Origin of the sequence: Sporosarcina sp. FSL K6-5500 (assembly GCF_038005665.1) — a bacterium.
Classification (GTDB): domain Bacteria; phylum Bacillota; class Bacilli; order Bacillales_A; family Planococcaceae; genus Sporosarcina; species Sporosarcina psychrophila.
Genome location: NZ_JBBOTP010000002.1, coordinates 38,150 through 56,284 on the forward strand (window position 1 = coordinate 38,150; position 18,135 = coordinate 56,284).

General features: G+C 38.4%; 18 protein-coding genes and 2 pseudogenes. 11 read left to right on the plus strand and 9 right to left on the minus strand.

Features of this window, described 5'->3' with window-relative positions; translation table 11 throughout:
* Positions 1 to 94 precede the first annotated feature (94 nt).
* The 4 genes from MKX62_RS23785 (at position 95) to MKX62_RS23800 (ending at position 5,068) form a co-directional block, all read left to right on the plus strand.
* On the plus strand, positions 95 to 787 hold the full coding sequence (locus tag MKX62_RS23785; protein WP_340742669.1) for a MerR family transcriptional regulator: 693 nt from the start codon (positions 95 to 97) through the stop codon (positions 785 to 787).
* Positions 788 to 1,208: 421 nt separating this feature from the next.
* Positions 1,209 to 1,817 (plus strand): antibiotic resistance protein VanZ, encoded by a 609-nt coding sequence (locus tag MKX62_RS23790; RefSeq protein ID WP_340742670.1) that lies wholly within the window; start codon positions 1,209 to 1,211, stop codon positions 1,815 to 1,817.
* 9 nt (positions 1,818 to 1,826) lie between these two features.
* Positions 1,827 to 2,765, plus strand: coding sequence for a hypothetical protein (locus MKX62_RS23795; RefSeq protein ID WP_340742671.1), 939 nt, complete (start codon positions 1,827 to 1,829; stop codon positions 2,763 to 2,765).
* A 743-nt stretch (positions 2,766 to 3,508) separates the two neighbouring features.
* Positions 3,509 to 5,068, plus strand: a complete 1,560-nt coding sequence (locus MKX62_RS23800; RefSeq protein ID WP_340742672.1) for a primase C-terminal domain-containing protein — start codon at positions 3,509 to 3,511, stop codon at positions 5,066 to 5,068.
* Positions 5,069 to 5,295: 227 nt separating this feature from the next.
* Here the strand turns inward: MKX62_RS23800 and MKX62_RS23805 are convergent, their stop codons facing one another.
* A complete protein-coding gene (locus MKX62_RS23805; RefSeq protein WP_340742673.1) occupies positions 5,296 to 5,538 on the minus strand; it encodes a hypothetical protein in 243 nt (80 codons plus the stop codon).
* Complete coding sequence (locus MKX62_RS23810; protein ID WP_340742674.1) at positions 5,531 to 5,746, minus strand: hypothetical protein; 216 nt, start codon at positions 5,744 to 5,746, stop codon at positions 5,531 to 5,533. Before MKX62_RS23810 ends, MKX62_RS23805 begins: the two co-directional genes overlap by 8 nt.
* Before the next feature lie 221 nt (positions 5,747 to 5,967).
* Between MKX62_RS23810 and mobQ the strand changes: the two genes are divergently transcribed.
* On the plus strand, positions 5,968 to 8,034 hold the full coding sequence (gene mobQ, locus MKX62_RS23815) for a MobQ family relaxase (protein ID WP_340742675.1): 2,067 nt from the start codon (positions 5,968 to 5,970) through the stop codon (positions 8,032 to 8,034).
* A 7-nt stretch (positions 8,035 to 8,041) separates the two neighbouring features.
* Positions 8,042 to 8,203 (plus strand): hypothetical protein, encoded by a 162-nt coding sequence (locus tag MKX62_RS23820; protein ID WP_340742676.1) that lies wholly within the window; start codon positions 8,042 to 8,044, stop codon positions 8,201 to 8,203.
* A gap of 244 nt (positions 8,204 to 8,447) precedes the next feature.
* Here the strand turns inward: MKX62_RS23820 and MKX62_RS24540 are convergent.
* Positions 8,448 to 8,575: pseudogene (locus tag MKX62_RS24540) on the minus strand (transposase); the annotation flags it as partial.
* 609 nt (positions 8,576 to 9,184) lie between these two features.
* Between MKX62_RS24540 and MKX62_RS23825 the strand changes: the two are divergent.
* From MKX62_RS23825 to MKX62_RS23835, 3 genes are all read left to right on the plus strand, one after another.
* Positions 9,185 to 9,865 (plus strand): response regulator transcription factor, encoded by a 681-nt coding sequence (locus tag MKX62_RS23825; protein ID WP_340742677.1) that lies wholly within the window; start codon positions 9,185 to 9,187, stop codon positions 9,863 to 9,865.
* A 110-nt stretch (positions 9,866 to 9,975) separates the two neighbouring features.
* Entirely contained in the window at positions 9,976 to 11,613 is a 1,638-nt protein-coding gene (locus MKX62_RS23830; RefSeq protein ID WP_340742678.1) for a sensor histidine kinase, read from the plus strand.
* Positions 11,606 to 12,907 (plus strand): hypothetical protein, encoded by a 1,302-nt coding sequence (locus tag MKX62_RS23835; RefSeq protein ID WP_340742679.1) that lies wholly within the window; start codon positions 11,606 to 11,608, stop codon positions 12,905 to 12,907. The genes MKX62_RS23830 and MKX62_RS23835 overlap by 8 nt, the downstream gene beginning before the upstream one ends.
* 129 nt (positions 12,908 to 13,036) lie before the next feature.
* Here MKX62_RS23835 and MKX62_RS23840 read toward each other — a convergent pair.
* The 5 genes and pseudogenes from MKX62_RS23840 to MKX62_RS23860 all read right to left on the minus strand — a co-directional run.
* Positions 13,037 to 13,372: pseudogene (locus MKX62_RS23840) on the minus strand (transposase); the annotation flags it as partial.
* A gap of 170 nt (positions 13,373 to 13,542) precedes the next feature.
* On the minus strand, positions 13,543 to 13,974 hold the full coding sequence (locus tag MKX62_RS23845; protein ID WP_340742687.1) for an EVE domain-containing protein: 432 nt from the start codon (positions 13,972 to 13,974) through the stop codon (positions 13,543 to 13,545).
* A gap of 10 nt (positions 13,975 to 13,984) precedes the next feature.
* Entirely contained in the window at positions 13,985 to 14,377 is a 393-nt protein-coding gene (locus tag MKX62_RS23850) for a rhodanese-like domain-containing protein (protein ID WP_340742680.1), read from the minus strand.
* A 7-nt stretch (positions 14,378 to 14,384) separates the two neighbouring features.
* On the minus strand, positions 14,385 to 14,816 hold the full coding sequence (locus MKX62_RS23855; protein ID WP_340742681.1) for a MarR family winged helix-turn-helix transcriptional regulator: 432 nt from the start codon (positions 14,814 to 14,816) through the stop codon (positions 14,385 to 14,387).
* A gap of 443 nt (positions 14,817 to 15,259) precedes the next feature.
* The gene (locus tag MKX62_RS23860) at positions 15,260 to 16,153 is read right to left on the minus strand and encodes an alpha/beta hydrolase (protein WP_340742682.1); all 894 of its coding nucleotides are present in this window, start codon (positions 16,151 to 16,153) and stop codon (positions 15,260 to 15,262) included.
* Positions 16,154 to 16,322: 169 nt separating this feature from the next.
* Between MKX62_RS23860 and MKX62_RS23865 the strand changes: the two genes are divergently transcribed.
* Positions 16,323 to 16,775, plus strand: coding sequence for an Lrp/AsnC family transcriptional regulator (locus tag MKX62_RS23865; protein ID WP_340742683.1), 453 nt, complete (start codon positions 16,323 to 16,325; stop codon positions 16,773 to 16,775).
* Positions 16,776 to 17,402: 627 nt separating this feature from the next.
* Entirely contained in the window at positions 17,403 to 17,675 is a 273-nt protein-coding gene (locus tag MKX62_RS23870) for a hypothetical protein (protein ID WP_340742684.1), read from the plus strand.
* Between the two features lie 207 nt (positions 17,676 to 17,882).
* On the opposite strand, the gene MKX62_RS23875 is transcribed toward MKX62_RS23870, so the two are convergent.
* A partial coding sequence (locus tag MKX62_RS23875; RefSeq protein WP_340742685.1) for a rhodanese-like domain-containing protein occupies positions 17,883 to 18,135 on the minus strand: 253 nt, incomplete at its 5' end.

Below are 18,135 nucleotides of genomic sequence, written 5' to 3' on the forward strand. Positions count from 1 at the left end.
GAGTACTTATACAAAAAAACGAATTACTAGTTGTAAAGTTTATTGATGGGCTAAACAATCAACAAAGCGTTGAATAAGTCATTGGGGTGATGATATGGAGAACGTTATCGAAACCAGTATGAAAACTAGTGAAATAGCTAGCAGATTGGGGTTAGAGACCGTTACGATACGTAAGTATTGTCTTGAATTAGAGAAGCGTGGATTCGTCTTTCAGCGTAACGATGGGAAGAACAGAGATTTTACAAGTGAGGACTTAAATGCACTTTCTCAGATGAAACATTTGATCGAGGTTGCCAAGATGAGTCGGGTAGCGGCTGCTAACGTTGTTGTTGCCGGTCATGGGACTTCTGATAATACGGGGAATGAACCACCGTCCGTTTCCATATCGTCGGTTAAAACTGATGAAACAAGGGGAGTTGACGGGGTACAACGTTACTTAGATCAACAAGACGACCTTATCCGTAACGTTCAAAACGTCAATAATGCAGTAATTTCGATGAAAGAAATGATGGCAGGATTTCAACAGCAGCTAGCGACAGTGACCGAAGAGAATCATGCCCTAAAGGGAGCAAAAAGAAGCCAGTACACCACTGATTTTTTGACTGTGCACAGGCTTAAATTCAAACTTCGGGAAGAAGCTGAAGTCTTGTGGCAACTGGAGCCAGAAGAGAAACGGCTTATAAAAAGATGGTTCCGTAAATCAGAAGAAAACTACATGGAGAAAGACCGATTTATCCGCAACTTTGTTGATGCAAACATTGAAATTTCCTTAAAAAGTGAAATATAATGCTGACTATAAGATGAAATTACTTTAATTTTGTATTGAACGAAAATATTAGTTGCACAAAAAATACAGTATGCTTTATTATCTGCTGAGAACGTATTAATCGAAGCTCTTTTCAAACTTTAAAGGGGCTTCTTTTTATTTTGGATGAGTTTCGGCCAAAAAACTACATTCCGTCTATGATATCTTAAAATTTCTCTACGATTACCTCGTATTTTGATTTCTATAATATCCAATTGTCAAGTTCGAAACTTAAAATCAATTATTATCAAAACTTAGTAAAATGTTTGCAAATATTTCTTTCTAAACAACTCTACTATTTTTTGTCGAATATTGTAATTTGGGCTATGATGAAGAGAATACATGAATCTTTTGCATTTGGTCTGGAAGTAAATGGGTTATTCAGAATGCAAGGGGGGATTTTTTGTTTTACGGGACTAGATGGTTTTATAGAATGTTGTATTTTGTAACAGCTATGGCGCCTGCATATTTCTTATTTTTATTGCAAATTGACGATAAGTTTAATCAGCCGTTGGAGGTGAATTTGGCTTTTAAAGGGACTTCATTACAACTAAATGTTTTTTGGTGGTGTGGGATCTTATTGATATTAGTTATCACACTCTCATTTTTATTGAGAAAATTATTAATAAGACAATATACACATTCATCAACAAATCAAGTTTTGCCTCCAGATAAAGATTATTTTAAAGAAAATAAACTAGAGGAGATAAATGGTAACGTCATTTCTTTCCTATTAGGAATCGTTATACCGGCTGTACTAATTATTGAAAACAATATAATTATTGCATTCGTAGTATTTATTATAATTCAATTCCTTATATATATTTTAATCATGAAAAGCACAGATATCTTTCCGAATATATTATTAATAATAATGGGTGTTAGTTTGTGTAAAACACAACATAATAACTATGTATTTATTTTTAAATCAAAAAAATATCAAGAATTTAAGGTTTATGTTCTTGGTGATCCACAAAAAACAAAAATGCATATAACGATGTATAAGAAATGAGGAAATGAAATGACTATAGAGCGTGTTTATGTATGCACATCTAAAAACTCTAAATTGTACAGAGTCTATTTATTACAAACTGGAGATGAAGAAAAAGAGCTAATATATCACCACTTCGAATCAGATTTATTAGAGAAAGTTTCTAACGAATCTGAAATGAATGTTTTGAGTGGATCAGCATTAATTGAAGACATTCCTTACTACATTAACTTTAGCAATATAGCGGAAGATAGTTATCTGTTTTCTTTTAGGCAAGAAGTTGAAAATCTGATAGCTAATCCAAATAATAATATAGTTCAGTTTTCTAGATTTGGTCCTTTAAAGGGAGAAGTTCATAACATCGGAGAAGATGAGGGGATTAAATTTCTAATTATTCAAGATGAAAGCTCTTACTATTTTCTATCCATCTCTAATAATTCTATTATAAAAAATAAGCCTGTACTATCTTTGTCAGTTACACAAAATACTACGGTTGTGGATGTGCCTAAAGGAATTCAACTTCCTCCTGCAGTTACAGCAAGACTTGATAGAACTACTTTGAATTTATTTGTTTATGATGTTAATAGATTCGAAAGTATGTTGACGCTCAATGAAAATCGTAAAGCTAAATCGCAAGCTGTAATTACAAAATTTATAGATGGAACATTTACAATATCCTCATCCAATTACCGATTTAGTGGGCTAGAACAGTCAGGGGTTACACAAAAATTATTCAGTAGTGCACGTGCAGTTAGAAGGTTGTCTAAATATAATGAACCAGATAACAGTCATACAATTGATCAAATTAAGCAAGCTGTAGATAGATTGGAAGAAAATTTAAGAGTAACATTTGATGATCAAAACAATCTTATAATTGTTACACCCGAAACAGCTAAAACATTTGTGGGGATAATTAATAATATCATCGTTGAAAGGCTGATATCTGGAGATGTTGAAATTCCTATATAATAGCCCTTTTTAACAAAATAAATCACTGTAACAAAAATGTAATATAACGCCAACTTTCTAACAGAAGTAGAAATTTCCACTTTTCCACTTCCGTAAGAAACGTAACTACTTATCAAAAGTAGAAATTTCTACTTTTGAAATATATACTGATTTATACACATATCATAAAAACCCTAGTGCGAGTAAGCATGAAGGTTTTTTTTTACTGATTTTTTCCACATGAAAAATATTTCTACTTAGCAAAGGTGGAAAAGTAGAAGTTTGCAATTTCTACCTAACTCCAACTTCCTCACGAAAGTGGAAATTCGCAAAAATCGACAAAGCTGCTGTCTAAACTAGGTTTTTTATGAGTTTACAAGTCTATTTGTTTGTGTTTAAGTTAGTAGTAATCTAGTAGTAGACAAAATAAAAAAGCCATTCCTAAATGTCTTTCGAGGGACAAGGAATGACTCCAACTTTTAACCAACAACTAAATAAGTGAGCGTCCATAAGTTAGCTGGTAACTGACTTATCGTCGTTAGTCTACAACAAAATAAAAGAGCGTCCGATTAAAGATCGCTTATCTTGTTGCTATAAATGTAATGGAGTGCTGGTAACACACCATTATATAATTCAATGTTACGTTGATTATAGCAAGTGTAGACCTTATTTTCAATATCCTTGTATTGAAAATTTGCGTACTCTTTTTTAAGTGCGCTTTTTAACGAGATAGCTATGGACGCTCACCCACAGAAGGAGAGTATATGTCCATGGCTATTTGTGCGTTTTCAGAGGAAAAGACAGCGGAAGAACTGGCGCAAATTTATAACGTGTTGCTCCATGAAGGCATCACGACATATAAAAAGAAACAGTCAAAGACGAGCTTACCGGCTCGTGTGAAGGCTGAGAAACAAGATCGAGTACATAAAAAAGGTGCTGTCTTTGTCGTGCGTGACAAAGCCCACTTCACAGCAAATGGGGTACGTGGCTATATCGTCACGTCGAAAGAAACCTTGCTTGAAGATGCACCAGCATTGACGCACTTCACACCGAATGTTTACCGCACATTTGGTTACACGGATGAAATGCGCCGTTATATCAACGGCTTTGAAGAACGTAACCTACAGCAAATCAATACATTTGTCGTAGATATTGATACAAAGAAGTACACCGTAAATGAACTGCTTTTAACGTGCATGGACGATTCTATCGGATTACCGACACTCATTGTCGAATCAACACGTGGCTACCAGCTGTTTTTTACTTTGCAGCAGCCATTCTTTATTTCACCTAAAAATGATTTTCGCGGTTTAAAAGTGGCCAAGCGTATTAGTGATAATTTAAAACAAAGTCTGCAAGCAGTGGAGGCAGATGTTTTTTGCAATGATTTTGGCTTCTTCCGTTTACCGAATGCGACTAATATCGTTTATACAGGGCTTGAGAATGTGTACGGAGTGGGTTCGCTCATTGATTGGTCAATGCGTCAGGATGATAACAAAGATCGTCCGTTATTTGTCCTGGCTACTAAAAAACTAGCAAGCAGTGTTTTACAGAGTGAGTGGTTCGATGCGCTTGTTCATACGGTAAATATTAATGGGGACAAAGGGAAGTTAGGACGCAATAATACGTTGTTTACCCTAGCTTTAATTGGTTATAGCGAGGGGTGGGATATGGAGAGGACAGAAAACTTTTTAGACGAGTTTAACGCGCGCTTAGAAGCTCCTCTGAATGCATCTGATTTACATACGATCTTACAATCGGCATATTCAGGAAAATACCACGGGCCGAGCAAAGAATATGTAGAGGCATTATTAGCTCTGCACGTGAGAAATGGTGCATCTTATAAAGTGTCACTTGGGCATAGATGCTGGTATAAGGTGAAGAAGGCAAGAGAAGATCGTCAGCGCAGCCATTACGATGAATGGGAAGAAGATGTCATAGAATACATTACGGCTCAAAAACAGACGACAGAGCCGTTTATTTGGCTTACTCAAAAAGAGATGTGCGAAGCAATCGGTATCCCTCAAAGTTCGTTAAATGTATTACTGAAAAGTTCCACAAAACTAATCAAAACCGTTACAGGAAAAGGACGCGCAAGTAAAACTGGCTGGACAACTGTACAGATGTTTATTACCTATGCACTCAATCTTGTAAGAGCGCAAAAGAAATCTTACACAGCTTATGTATACCAAATCATCGAAGAACATGTGAATGAGCTGGAGCCAGTTGCAGGCTACCATGAATTAATCCGAAAATTAAGTCTCTTGAGAGTGCTCCCTGACAAGCACTACCCGTCACTCTCGTCGCTCGATGGCTCAGGTTAAATTAATACTCCACTCTGCCTTACATATTTCTAGTTACGTGTTCTTGACGTTTCTAGGAGTATCCTAGAGTTCTGGAAAAGAGATATATTAGAAGGGGTTTTGTAGGGGAGCAGAGCCCACAGCGGGAGGCGTTCCACAGTCCAGCTTGCTGGGCGAGGACCTTTGCGCTTCGTATGAAGGGTCGTATTGAAAAAACTACTTAACACAAGTAGAAATTTCCACCTTGGTTAAGTAGTTTTATTGAAGCGTTCTGGGCGTTTATCAATAATGAATTGACTGAACAGCTGGAGCATTTCTTCTGTTTCTTCGATGGATAAATGATCTGCATCAAGATAATGATTAAGCAGCTTTCCTTTTTGAATTAACAAGGTGGTGTGCTGCTGTTTGTTCTTGGTGTATTGAAGACGATTGAGTTCAAGTTCTAACTTATTTTTTTCGGCTATAAGTTTTTTGAGATGCTCATTAGTCATTTGTTTTTACAGGCGTTTGATATTCATGATAAAGAGTGGTAAGTGTATCAATTAATTCGTCAACTTTTTCTTTTGATAGATCTTCATGCTGAATATTTAACTTAGCAAGTAATTGACGACCGATTTGTGTATTCATCTTTTCTTTTTCCAGGCGAATCTGTTCTTTCATTTCTTCAATTTTCTCGATCTTTTTACGTATTTCATTCATGTCTAACACTCCTCATTGTTGGATTGGAATTATAGAATAGTAGAACATAAAAGATAAAACAATTCAAATAATAAGGCAACTATGGTAGAATAAATGAAAACTAAGGGCGCACTTATACACCATGTTGTCCGCTATGCTTCCAAATGGTGTCGTGCTAAAAGATTGGTCACGTTAGCACGTGAAAAATTCGCTTGCGCTCATGTAAAGTGAGGGAATACTCAATGGCAATTTATCATTTTAGTATGCAAGTGATTTCAAGAGGGAAAGGGCAGTCAGCAGTTGCCAGTGCAGCATATCGCAGTGGTGAAAAATTATTTAGTGAACGCTATAACAAAGAGAATTTCTATCAGCATCGTCAGGTCATGCCGGATACGATGATATTAAAACCAACCCACGCGCCAGATTGGTGTGTGGATCGGGAATGTTTGTGGAATGAAGTTGAAAAGATTGAAAAGGCAAAGAACGCGCAACTAGCTCGTGAGTATACAGTGGCACTCCCTATTGAATTATCGAATCAACAGCAAAAAGAGTTGTTAAAGCACTTTGTCCAAGAAGTGTTTGTCGATGAAGGGATGGTAGCAGATATCGCGATTCATCGGGATGATGATAAGAATCCTCATGCGCATGTGATGTTAACGATGCGTCCGTTTTTAGAAGATGGTAGCTGGGGAGCCAAGTCGAAAAAAGAATATATTTTAGATGAAGATGGAGAGTCTTTATATACTGCGAGTGGCGCGAAGAAATCTCGGAAAATTGATATGAATGACTGGAATAAAAGAGAGAAAATACAGGAGTGGCGTCAGGCATGGGCACTCTATGCTAATCAGCATTTAGCACTTGCTGGTGTGACTGTCGAAATTACAGAGAAGTCTCATGCAGCGTTAGGTTTGGAACAAGAGCCTATGATTCATGAAGGATACGTGGCTCGTAAAATGGAGCATGAGGGGCGTTCATCAGATCGTGTGGAAATAAATCGGCAAGTGAAAGCACGTAATGAAAAAGTTGTTTCTCTACTAGATGTGGATGAGAAACTGATGAATCTAGAAAATCATCAGCTGATTTTACAAGCGTTATCTCCAGCGGAAAAAAAGGAACTTGGCCAACTATCTAAAGTGTTAAAAATGTATGTGAAACCTGAGTCATTGGCTGATAAAAGAAGGATGCTTTATTTATGGGATGTTAAGTTGCAGGTCCAAGTAGATCTCGGATTATTTAATGAGCCAAGTTATAAAGGATATCAGGCGCAGGAGGAGGCTTTCGAGCGTGCTGAGGAGCTTTTTAATCGTGAGGCAGACCGATTGACTGTGAAGTATTATCCAACGCTAGAAACGAGTCAGTGGACGTCTTATGAGAAGCGAGCGTTAGTCAATGAAACGGCTCGCTTGGATCGTGTTTTAAATGAAGTGGAAATTAATGAAACATTGCTGCAGGCGCGTGAGGAAGAAGTGGTGGAACAAGTCCAGTCGATTTTAAAACAACCGATTACGACTGTTATAGAAGCACAGGAGCGCTTACAAGCTGTGCAAACACGAGCGGCAACCTTTATGCAACACCAGGGGGTATCGCTTCAACAGAAAGCATCTATGGACCGTCTGTCTACTGCTGAAAAAGACAACTTTGAAAGTATGTTGAAGGAAATCAAAAGATTGCAACTGGCATTGCGTTTATTTGGGTCTTATTATGACGAGCGCATTCATTTACGGATGCCAAGTTTAGATGTATCGGATAAGTCGTTAGTTGAGCGTGAGTGGCTGATGACGGCAATGGATTATTACGGAGAGGCTTTTACAAAAGAAAGATTGGCCAATTTTCCAAGTGAGCCACCGAAAAAATACAAGAAAGAGCAATTAGTAGTTGTGCCCGATTATGTACGAGTGAAACGAGCGTATGATGTAGCCGTTTTACGAGGAGAGCAGGTGTCCGCACAAGAGTTGCTGCGAGTACAGAAAGGAATAGATCCAGTATTATTGAAGGATTTGGCACACCCTCGTTATCAGACTTTTGTGTTGAGTGATTGTGTTGCAGAAGACATATTATCCGAAAAGAAAGCGAATGCTTTTTTAGCAGCTGTAGAAGTGCCAACAGAACAAGGAACTGTTTTTTACAATGACACATTTGGAGGCAAACAAATGAACGTTTACAGTTCCCAAACGTTATTTGAGCAGTTCTTTAAAGGTAAAGCAATTGATCGGATATTGGATGAGTTGGAGTATGAAGAATTTGAGAAATTGAAGGCGCAGCAGAGACAAATGAAACAACAGAAGGGGATGAATCAAAGAAGGAAGTAATTAAGTTATGGTTAAGAATCCAATCATGCAAATAGCCGTCCGTATCGATTTGAAAAATCAATACAGACGGCTATTTATCACACGTATCATTGAGGTGTGTACATTTAGAATTTATTTTATGAAACAGATAAGTTTTATTAGTGCACATGGACCTGCCTTAATGATTTAAGTGCTGATAATTCAAAGATGTCTCCATTTTCTTCAATATAGGAAGAAACTTTGTTTACAATATGCGTCTCACCATATGATTTTAAATACTTCAGTGAACCAATAATTAGTAAATCATTTTTAACTCTTGAAAAGGCTACATTTAAACGCTTGATACACAATATCGCATGCCAGCTAGCATGCGATATGATCAGCCAATTCTTCTATAGCGGCAAACTGGAAAATGGAGAAAGCATCTATCACCTCGTGCGCATTCGACCGGTATTCTCAGTTCAAATTCGTCGGATGGATACTGTTTCCAAACAAGCCCTGCATATTTTACTAATGCATGATGAGCGTCAAAACGCTTAATATCGCCGATTTCAGCGAGTAAAGGGTATACCTGAAAATCGAGAATTTTGGAATCCAATGCGATTATATTTCCAATTCACTCGATTTTTAAAGTTAACGTATTGCCACTGTGCTTATATATCTAGGGTTTGAAGGCGTGAGTGCCATTGATCTGGATGCAATATTCTGCGCAATTAATAAGAAATCCATTGTCAGCGCACCTGTAGAGTTAATTATGGAGTATGATCATTAGTTTTTTTACGATATGTGAAAAAGATTCCTGCAATTGTGTATTTAACTTTGAAGCACCTGATCAAATACCTCCAAAAGAAGAAGATATAAAGAAAGTGCAAAAGAAGAGCGACAACAATTGTTGGAAGAACAAGCAAGAGAGTTTACCCTTTATGGGCTAGTATGACGGGGTACTCTAAAATATCATTTTATTGCTGGAGATAAACACAGTTACTCTCCTATCACAAACAAGTCCGTGCTATTCTTAATGAAATTCATACAAGATGTACACACGACGTACACAGGAATCTTCTATACTCGGTTTAGATAGTCCTGCTGGAGGTGTATGAAGAATGAAATCATATTAGTATTCATGTCCCATAGTGATAGGGCGACGTGGATAGATATGGAGAGGAAAGCCATGAAAAGAAATCTATTGTTAGTCGAAGATGACTTGCTGATGCGTGAGTTTATAACGGATTATTTCAAAAAGGAACAATGGGACGTGTACGAAGCGGAGAACGGTAATCTCGCACTCGAGATTTTTGAACGACAAGCCATTGACCTAATCGTGCTGGACATTATGATGCCCGAACTGGATGGGTTTTCAGTGTGCAGGCAGATTCGCAGGAATTCAGATGTTCCGATTATTATGATCACAGCTAGGGTGGAAGATGATGATCAATTGAGAGGGTTCGAGCTTGGTGCGGATGAATATGTCACAAAGCCTTTTAGTCCAAGAGTATTAGTGGCCCGTGCTACTGCACTGTTGAAACGGACGGAAGGTACGATTGGTCGAGAAGGAAATTTACTCACCTTTGGCGGGCTGACGGTAAATAGAAAGTCCCATACTGTTTCCATAGAGGGAAAATCGATTTCCTTGTCACCGAAAGAATACGAGTTGCTTCTCTTTCTTACGAAGCATTATGGGAAAGTGTTGTCTCGAGATTTTATTCTAAATGCTGTATGGGGCTACGATTATATAGGTGATTTGCGGACAGTAGACACCCACGTTAAAAAATTGAGGGCGAAACTAGGCGCAGAGGGCAAATGCATTGGAACTGTCATCCGTGTAGGGTACAAGTTCGAGTTGGAAGGATGAGGAGGCAGGGGGTCGTCCTTAAACTTTTTGTTGTTACGACTAGTTTGATCTTGATTGTTTTTTCAATTGTAATGATTGCAGAAGGACTTTTTTTCGAGCGGTTTTACCGAATGTCCAAGATCCATACTCTAGAACAGAATATGAGTCACTTCGAGGAACAATACGAACAAGTTGTACCCGATCGTCAGAAAATCTCACGGTTGCTCGGTGCATTTATGAATGAGAACGATACGAGTACTTCACTCTTAAATCAAAGTTTTGAACAGATAATTTTTAATCCTTACTTTTTAGAGCTGCAAACAAACCATAAGACCATCATTGTTCCTCTGCCTACGGATGGAATGGAATATGACTCCCTTCCAAAGGGGATTCAAATCGGCGATCATTTGGTAATAGACGGTATTTTTATGGACGAAGATGATACCGTCATGCAACCTATTACTATTCAGAAGGATCAAACGGAACTCACAATGGGGTTAACACGGGTGCAAGGGGAGATTATTGATCTGATGGTGCCGGAGCATCGCTCGTATAACCCTCTCTATCAGGATACACTAATCGACGAAGCGCTCCAGGAATGGATGCCCAAATTGAAGCACTATCAATCGCGCTTGCAGGATGGATCGCCTGTTCAGTTGGAATGGGTAGATAATTGGAGTGGTGTTCCATATGCGATTGTGATTCAACCGCTAGCAACGGATGAACCTACTGCTCGTTATTTATTTGTCATGACTTCTCTACAACCAGTTGGGGAAGCAGTCGATATACTTAAGAAATACTTTGTTTATTTTGCTCCTATGATTCTAGTGCTCGTTACAATTCTGTCAATGATTTTCTCCAGAATTGTATCCCGTCCTTTAGTTACACTCAACCATGCTGCAGCACGTATGGCTAACTTGGATTTCACGGGAGGTCCCGGACTTAACTCGAAGGATGAATTCGGAGAACTGTCCCGTAATCTGGAAGTGATGTCTCAGAACCTGGATACGGCCTTACAGGAACTGACCAATACCAATGATAAGTTGCAAGCGGAGATGGAAGAAAAACGACGGTCGGAACAACTTCGGAAAGAACTGATTGCCAATATATCACATGAATTAAAAACCCCATTAGGTATTGTGAGAGGATTCGCGGAAGGATTGCAGGATGGAGTAGCGAGAGATAAAAAAGAACGGTATCTGGATCACATTGTAAATGAGACAGATCGGATGAATGCATTAATCATGGATATGCTAGAGCTTTCCAAATTCGAGGCCAAGGCGATTCAATTAACATGGTCACACTTTTCTATGACAAGACTTGTTCAAAATTTGGCGGATTCGTTTTCTCATCAAATGGAAAACAGAAGTATTCAGTACAAGTTTAATCATCAAGAAGAGCAATACGTCACGGCAGATTCTAGGAGAATCGAACAAGTCATTCTGAATTTAATGAGCAATGCCATACGCCATGCAGTGGAAAACAGTGTCATTACGATTACCATCGACCGGGATTCTTCCGGAAAGATACTTACGGTCATCGAGAATATGGGAATGCCAATTGCTGAGAACGATTTAAGCAGAGTATGGGATCAATTCTACCGAATTGAGCGCTCTCGAGATCGGAAATCTGGAGGAACGGGTCTGGGACTATCTATAGTCAAACACATCCTGGAGCTCCATCATAGTGAGTTTGGTGTGATGAATACGAATAACGGAGTCGCATTTTCTTTTACTTTATATGAAAGCGGGGGAGAACTACATGAATAACAAAAAATACGGCTATATCGTTTCAGTACTATTCGTGCTTCTCATGACGAGTGGTTGTGCCTCGGAAAAAGAACCTGACGCATCGGATACCATCCATGCGAAGCCAACTGAAACCAATCAAGGCAATGCTACGAAAGAAGAAGATGCTAAAGCAAATCCTCAGAAGGAAGTGCTCATCATTATTGATCAGACGTCGAAACCCACTGAGGGCAATAGTTTCGATTTCGTCGTGAAGCAGGTGCCGGAAGGATTCACGCTAGCCGAAATGGAGTGGAATTCCAAGAAATACCGGATTGTCAATACGGTTTTAGAAGCCAAAGCACATGGTGCTAATGGGGAAGACGGATTTTATATTAGTGGAAACGGACAATTTTCTGGATTTATCTATCCAGACACGATGAGAGGGGATGAAGGAGAAGTTGTCTTCCGATTCACCAATTCGAATGGTGAAGAAGTAACGTGGAAAAAGAACTTGACGTTGATGCTTCTAGAAAAAGAGGATAATGCAGCTAATGGTGTTATTGCTGACGATAAAGAGGTCGTGAAAGCGGAGCCTATGAAGGAAATTTTCGTCATTATTGACCAGACGCCAAAACCGACTGAGGGCAATAGTTTCGATTTCGTCGTGAAGCAGGTGCCGGAAGGATTTACGCTAGCTGAAATGAAGTGGAATTCTAAGAAACACCAGATCGTCAACACAGTCCAAGCAGCGAGGGAACACGGTGCTAATGGGGAAGATGGCTTTTACATTAGTGGAAACGGGCAGTTTTCAGGATTCATCTATCCGGATACGATGAAGGGTGAGCAAGGGGAGGTTGTTTTTCTATTTACCGATAGCAAAGGAAAAGTGATAACGTGGAAGAAGGATGTAACATTGAATTCTTCAGCAACTTCTCAGAAAGAGAGTAAAAAGGAAGTTGTCACTGTGAACCCACAAGAGACGCTTGAGGTCTATATGCAGGCTATCGCTAGTCAGGATGCTGAAGCACTTGTCGAGTTATACGGAGGGAGCTATCAAGGGCTCAGAAACTTATTTCCTGAAACTGACCTTAATGATAAGCATGCACTAGTAAAACAGTATTTGGAGTTAGGACCTAAAGTTTCACTGAAAGAGATTCTGAGTCGGACTGAAGTGAGCAAAGACGTGTATACGTTTGTCGTTGCGTTTAAAAATGAAGACGGCACGCGGTTCGGGGTAAGGGAGTTCGACAAAATTACCAATACTTTTACGTACACAGTTAAAATGGTGAATGGCAAACTGAAAGTGATGGAACTTCCCCCCTACCAAGCTTAAGTTGTGATTCATCAAGAAGAAGTCGAAATGACATCATCCTTTTGATGATGTCATTTCGACGTTTTATTTAAGGGAGTTAGCCGTAATCCAACCTAATCTCATCTTCTATTACGCCCTCGCTGGCGTTTTTTACGTCCAGCTCGCTAACTTTTTCAGGTTTTGGGCAGCAAAAGTTAGCATCGCCTGCCTAGACAATTTTTTAAGACCCCTAAGGTTTGTTTATCGCATACCATGCTTTTCTTTGGCATCGGCAACGACAACGACTCCTTCAACCGTCTCTTTGCTTTCCCCATATAATTCATTGATTTCATAATGGTGTCTCTAGTCTTCTGCTGCATCTGGATAGTCTTGCCAGACATGACGTTGAATTAGTTTTTGTTGCTTCTTATTTTTCGTGCACTGATCAATTACAGGGAAAGATCCACAAATGGATGGTGTCGATGGGTATTGACGATACCCTTCCTTATGTTAAATTTTACTTAGCGTATGTCTTGCGCTTTTTGTTGGTAGGATCCCATATATGACTTAAGAAAGAAGATTAGCTACATTTTGTGAATGGTGACTAGGAAGAGCCGTGTGCGTGAATAGCGCAAGCACGGTGTGAGAGGGTCGAACGAATCAAACTTCTGACTCGTTCACTCTACTCGATTAACCATATTTCCTGCAATTAGTTTGAAATCTTTTTCACTTATCTCGAAATGGCCAAATCGAAAAGAATAACCCCAATACCTTGAATTTTTAATAAATGAAAGGTGTGAAATTAATGGCTGAATTGACGTTTCTTTGCAAGAAACAAAACCAATACTTCTACGGTAAGGTATGAAATCACTTCCCACTTCTACCTGGTAAACACTATCTTCAATAACCTTTCCAATAGCAGTAAACTTTTGAAGCAGAGTTTTTTCTTTAAATGTCACCTTTGGAGAGTAATAAATAATCCAATCACCAGTGCTCATCTTTTTTAACGGAGCTTGTTTGCCATGACAAAGTTGGGCAAACCCACCCTGAACGGCATTCATCACATGGTCCCGTGAAGCAACGCCAATCCAATACCTTTTATCTTGCATCATAGTAGAGTCAACATCCACAACTATCAGGTATGTTAACGCCTTGAGAAGTGTCTGAAACAGGAAGGTTCATTTCTTTCCATGCTGCAATACCACCCGTCAACTCTTTCACATTATATCCATCTTCTAATAAATACTTGGCCACCTTGGCAGCAGTGTTACACCAGACATCCCAACAGTAAACAATAATTTCCTTGTCTTTTGGTATTTCATTTAAACGCTCTTGCAGCTCTTGTTGGGGGATGACATTAGCATCCTTAATTGTTAAACTTCTTACATGAATTGGGCCGTTTCTAACATCAATCAAAAAGTATTTATCTGGATTCATTTGTGTTGATTTCAAATAATCCATAGGGCTAATTGTTGCTTCCAAACGTGCATTAAAATAATCAAGTGCGGGCATAATTTTGTTACCTCCCATATTGTAATGTACTCCAAATTCTAACGAGCAAATCCTTTAGCAATTTTCTTTCCTGATGACTTAAAGGTGCTAAAACTTCTAATTCCGTATTGATTAAAAACTCCCAACGTGATTCTAATACATCATTACCTTTTGATGTAAGCAAAAGGCTATAGGACCTTCTATCATTAGGATTCCTTGTTCTCTCCACAAACCCTGAATTTTCTAAATGATCGATATGACTTACCATTGTCGTCCGATCAATTTGTAGGTTTTCAGAAATATCTTTTTGTGAAGAATAAGGGTTTCCTTCTATAAATAAAAGTACTCCATATTGTCTAGCATTAATGCCATATGGTGCAAGTCCCTCAGCGAAATTGGTTTCCATTTGCTGAACAACCTTTCCAAGTAAAAAGCCATATGATTGATTCCATTTCTCCATATTTAGTGTTCACCTACGGTGACAATCAGTTTAACACATAATCAGCATAACTGACTAAATTTTATATTTCAAGCCTTTTGTTCTTAAAATAAAAGCAATGTAGTGAATCCTGAAAGTCTATAGGGGACTCCGGCACTAAAAAAATGCAATTTTTAGTTCCAAAGTTCATGAAAAATTTTACTTAAACAAATAGGCTCTGATTGTTGGATAAAAGCGATTAAGAGGTAGAGTTTGCCACCTCTTTTTATTTGGATATGTGCAAAATAACGTTTAAAGCAGGTGCAAATTAACTCCAAAAGAGACAGGGGCCTTGCCTCCCAGTAGGTAACAGGTATCAAAACTTAAAGCTTACGATACCTATAATAAATAAAAAAGTCTCCCTTTCTAAATAAAAGAGAGACTTTTCGTAAATCTAACATAGTTATATTTTTGTTCCAAAATGATTAATGTTTTTCGTACAATTCGTTCATGAATGTCCCTGCACTTATTATCCCATCCTTTGCCTCTTCTAAAAAAGAATGGCAGCACAACCAGTTATGAATCATAGTAGGCCATGAGCTGAAACGGATATCAACTCCTGCCAATGCAGCTTGTGTTACAAAAGTTAATGACTCGCTTAACATAATTTCTGCTTCTCCCACCATTACGTAAATCGGGGGCAATCCTCTCAAATCGCCGTAAATAGGCGAGGCATACGGTACGGTCGGTGAGACACCATTTAAATAATTATCAGCTAATTGTTTGATTGCCTCCTTAGTGTTCACCGGATCTACACTTTCTTTGGTTATATATGTTTCTCCGTTTTGTCCCAAATCAATCCATGGAGAAATCATTACCCCACCCGCTGGCAAGGGCGTCTTGGTATCCCGAATGCTCATCATAAGAGCTGCAGTAAGATTACCACCTGCTGAGTCACCAGCAATAATGATATCTTTGGCCCGATATCCTTGATCCAGCAACCAACTGTAAGCCTTCATCGCATCGTCAATTTGAGCAGGAAAAGGATGTTCTGGTGCCAGACGATAATTGATAGATAATGTACGAGCTTTAGCAACCCTCCCTAATTCGCTGGATTCACCTCGATGTGTAGCTATACTTCCATACATAAACCCACCACCATGTAAATATAAAAGCACACGGTTTTCTTTCGACTCTGGTACGATTTGCCATTCACCTTTCATTCCATCAATGTCTACATCCTCTGTAATCAAATCACTTGCTACAGGAAGTTGGGCAAAAATAGCTTCTATATGCTCACGAATCTCCTCAACAGATGCTGAATAACTCGGCAGGTTTCCTTTAAATAAACGATGTGCTTTCTGCAATGAAACTTTCATAAACATTCTCCTAACTGAATTTTAATGTCTTGCTACTTTAATAAGACAAGTTTATTATATTAGTTAAATCACCTATTTTACATGGCTTAATCCATTAATTATGGTCAATTTACTAAGAAATACTATTTATTTTGCATATAGAACCTTAAATTTAAAGGAGGAAGTAAAAATGGACCAAATAGATAAAAAAATCCTGTTTTATCTTCAGGAACAAGCGAGAATTTCAATGACGGAACTAGGAAAATTTGTGAGTCTTTCCCAACCTGCTGTAACGGAAAGAGTCAGAAGAATGGAGGAAAATGGAATTATTGAGGGTTATCGTACAATCATTTCTTCGGAAAAAATAGGTAAAGGTTCGGCAGCGTATATACTGTTTCGAACTAGAGATTGCCCTGCATTTCTTGAATTTGCCCGTTCATCTCCTTATATTAAAGAGTGTCATCGTATCAGTGGTGATCACAATTTTTTATTAAAAATAGTAACTGACTCCACGCACTCAATTGAAAAGTTTGGCAATCAGTGCGATAAATATGGAACCTATACAATTCTGATTATCATGTCGTCACCAATAGAACATATGTCTCTCATGCATTCCATTGAAGAAGTTGCTGTCCTGGGATGAGTTAAATAACTTCTAAATGGGGTACAGCCTACATTTCGCGGAAAACATACGTTAAGCACATTTCGACATAGAAAAACGCATTCTCTATACGCTAAGTCCATCAATAGTGTAACGAAACTTATTTTCGACCTATTAAGTGAACAGAGATAAGTGAATGAGTTATTGAACATCAGTCGATGGGGAAGATCCTCATAGACCCTTTATTTATAAGGTGTTAGAAAACCCTGTAAAGGCTAAAAAAAGCTCTTGGAGCGCTTCGGATTTCGTTCTGAACGCTTTAAAGGCTTTTTGCTTAATTTATATATGATTTTTCTTGAATAGCCTTAAAAAGGTTTGTAGACTTTTTTGAAGGTTTGATTTTCTCTACGTATTTGTTAACTCGATTTATTTAGGTTAACTGATAAAAATCACGATTTACCAGTGGTTACCCAGGTTTACTTCCGAATTCAGAAGTTTTTAGGCTCATACATCCTTGTTCTTGCACTTGGCGTGGATGCATGAAGAATGCACGATCGGTTGACATAACACCCGTTATCGGACTTCAAAAAAATCATTGAAAAAACACAGAGCTTAGAAATCACCGCAAAAGCAGTCGTTTCAAGGGTTAATGATAAGAAAAACGCTGAAATGATGCTAGGCGTTATTGAAGAAAGTAAGGATAAAATCGTGTTTTCTAAAGAGGAATTAGATGATTTGATAAATCGGGTTGCAGATGAAGCAGTTGAACGAGCAGCCGAGCATTTATCTAAGAAGTTTCTAGATGTCATTGAGCAGCGAGATAGGAAGTTGATCCATGATCTAACCGAAACGATGGAACAAAAACAGCTGGAGGTTGCTGTGGCATTCGAAGAAGAAAAAACAGGTTTCTTCTCACGTTTTTTTAAAAAACATCGAAAATAGATTTAGATAAGAAAAAGACAAAAAAACGGAGATATTTTATCTCCGTTTTCATATATTCACTTAATTATAGGCAAAGTGCGTTCCACTATTATCGAAGTATTCGTAAAGGTTGGATGAATTCGAGATACTGAAGTTAGCTGCTAAAGTTATTCCTGTTTTAACGCCTTTTCCACCGAATTCCACCTTAATTTTGATTTTGCACCAGAGTCAACATCCACAGCCATCAGACATGTTAACGCCTTGAGAAGAGTCTGAAACAGGAAAGTTCATTTCTTTCCATGCTGCAATCCCCCCCGTCAACTCTTTCACATTATATCCATCTTCTAATAAATACTTGGCCACCTTGGCAGCAGTGTTACACCAGACATCCCAACAGTAAACAATAATTTCCTTGTCTTTTGGTATTTCATTTAAACGCTCTTGCAGCTCTTGTTGGGGGATGACATTAGCATCCTTAATT

Excerpts from the sequence above, each read along its gene's own strand:
- MKX62_RS23870 (WP_340742684.1), top strand. The coding sequence starts at position 17,403 with ATGATGCTAGGCGTTATTGAAGAAAGTAAGGATAAAATCGTGTTTTCT.
- MKX62_RS23830 (WP_340742678.1), top strand. The coding sequence starts at position 9,976 with ATGTCCAAGATCCATACTCTAGAACAGAATATGAGTCACTTCGAGGAA.
- MKX62_RS23850 (WP_340742680.1), bottom strand. The coding sequence starts at position 14,377 with ATGCCCGCACTTGATTATTTTAATGCACGTTTGGAAGCAACAATTAGC.
- MKX62_RS23800 (WP_340742672.1), top strand. The coding sequence starts at position 3,509 with ATGTCCATGGCTATTTGTGCGTTTTCAGAGGAAAAGACAGCGGAAGAA.
- mobQ (WP_340742675.1), top strand. The coding sequence starts at position 5,968 with ATGGCAATTTATCATTTTAGTATGCAAGTGATTTCAAGAGGGAAAGGG.
- MKX62_RS23855 (WP_340742681.1), bottom strand. The coding sequence starts at position 14,816 with ATGGAGAAATGGAATCAATCATATGGCTTTTTACTTGGAAAGGTTGTT.
- MKX62_RS23835 (WP_340742679.1), top strand. The coding sequence starts at position 11,606 with ATGAATAACAAAAAATACGGCTATATCGTTTCAGTACTATTCGTGCTT.
- MKX62_RS23860 (WP_340742682.1), bottom strand. The coding sequence starts at position 16,153 with ATGAAAGTTTCATTGCAGAAAGCACATCGTTTATTTAAAGGAAACCTG.
- MKX62_RS23795 (WP_340742671.1), top strand. The coding sequence starts at position 1,827 with ATGACTATAGAGCGTGTTTATGTATGCACATCTAAAAACTCTAAATTG.
- MKX62_RS23805 (WP_340742673.1), bottom strand. The coding sequence starts at position 5,538 with ATGACTAATGAGCATCTCAAAAAACTTATAGCCGAAAAAAATAAGTTA.
- MKX62_RS23785 (WP_340742669.1), top strand. The coding sequence starts at position 95 with ATGGAGAACGTTATCGAAACCAGTATGAAAACTAGTGAAATAGCTAGC.
- MKX62_RS23865 (WP_340742683.1), top strand. The coding sequence starts at position 16,323 with ATGGACCAAATAGATAAAAAAATCCTGTTTTATCTTCAGGAACAAGCG.
- MKX62_RS23845 (WP_340742687.1), bottom strand. The coding sequence starts at position 13,974 with ATGCAAGATAAAAGGTATTGGATTGGCGTTGCTTCACGGGACCATGTG.
- MKX62_RS23810 (WP_340742674.1), bottom strand. The coding sequence starts at position 5,746 with ATGAATGAAATACGTAAAAAGATCGAGAAAATTGAAGAAATGAAAGAA.
- MKX62_RS23820 (WP_340742676.1), top strand. The coding sequence starts at position 8,042 with ATGGTTAAGAATCCAATCATGCAAATAGCCGTCCGTATCGATTTGAAA.
- MKX62_RS23825 (WP_340742677.1), top strand. The coding sequence starts at position 9,185 with ATGAAAAGAAATCTATTGTTAGTCGAAGATGACTTGCTGATGCGTGAG.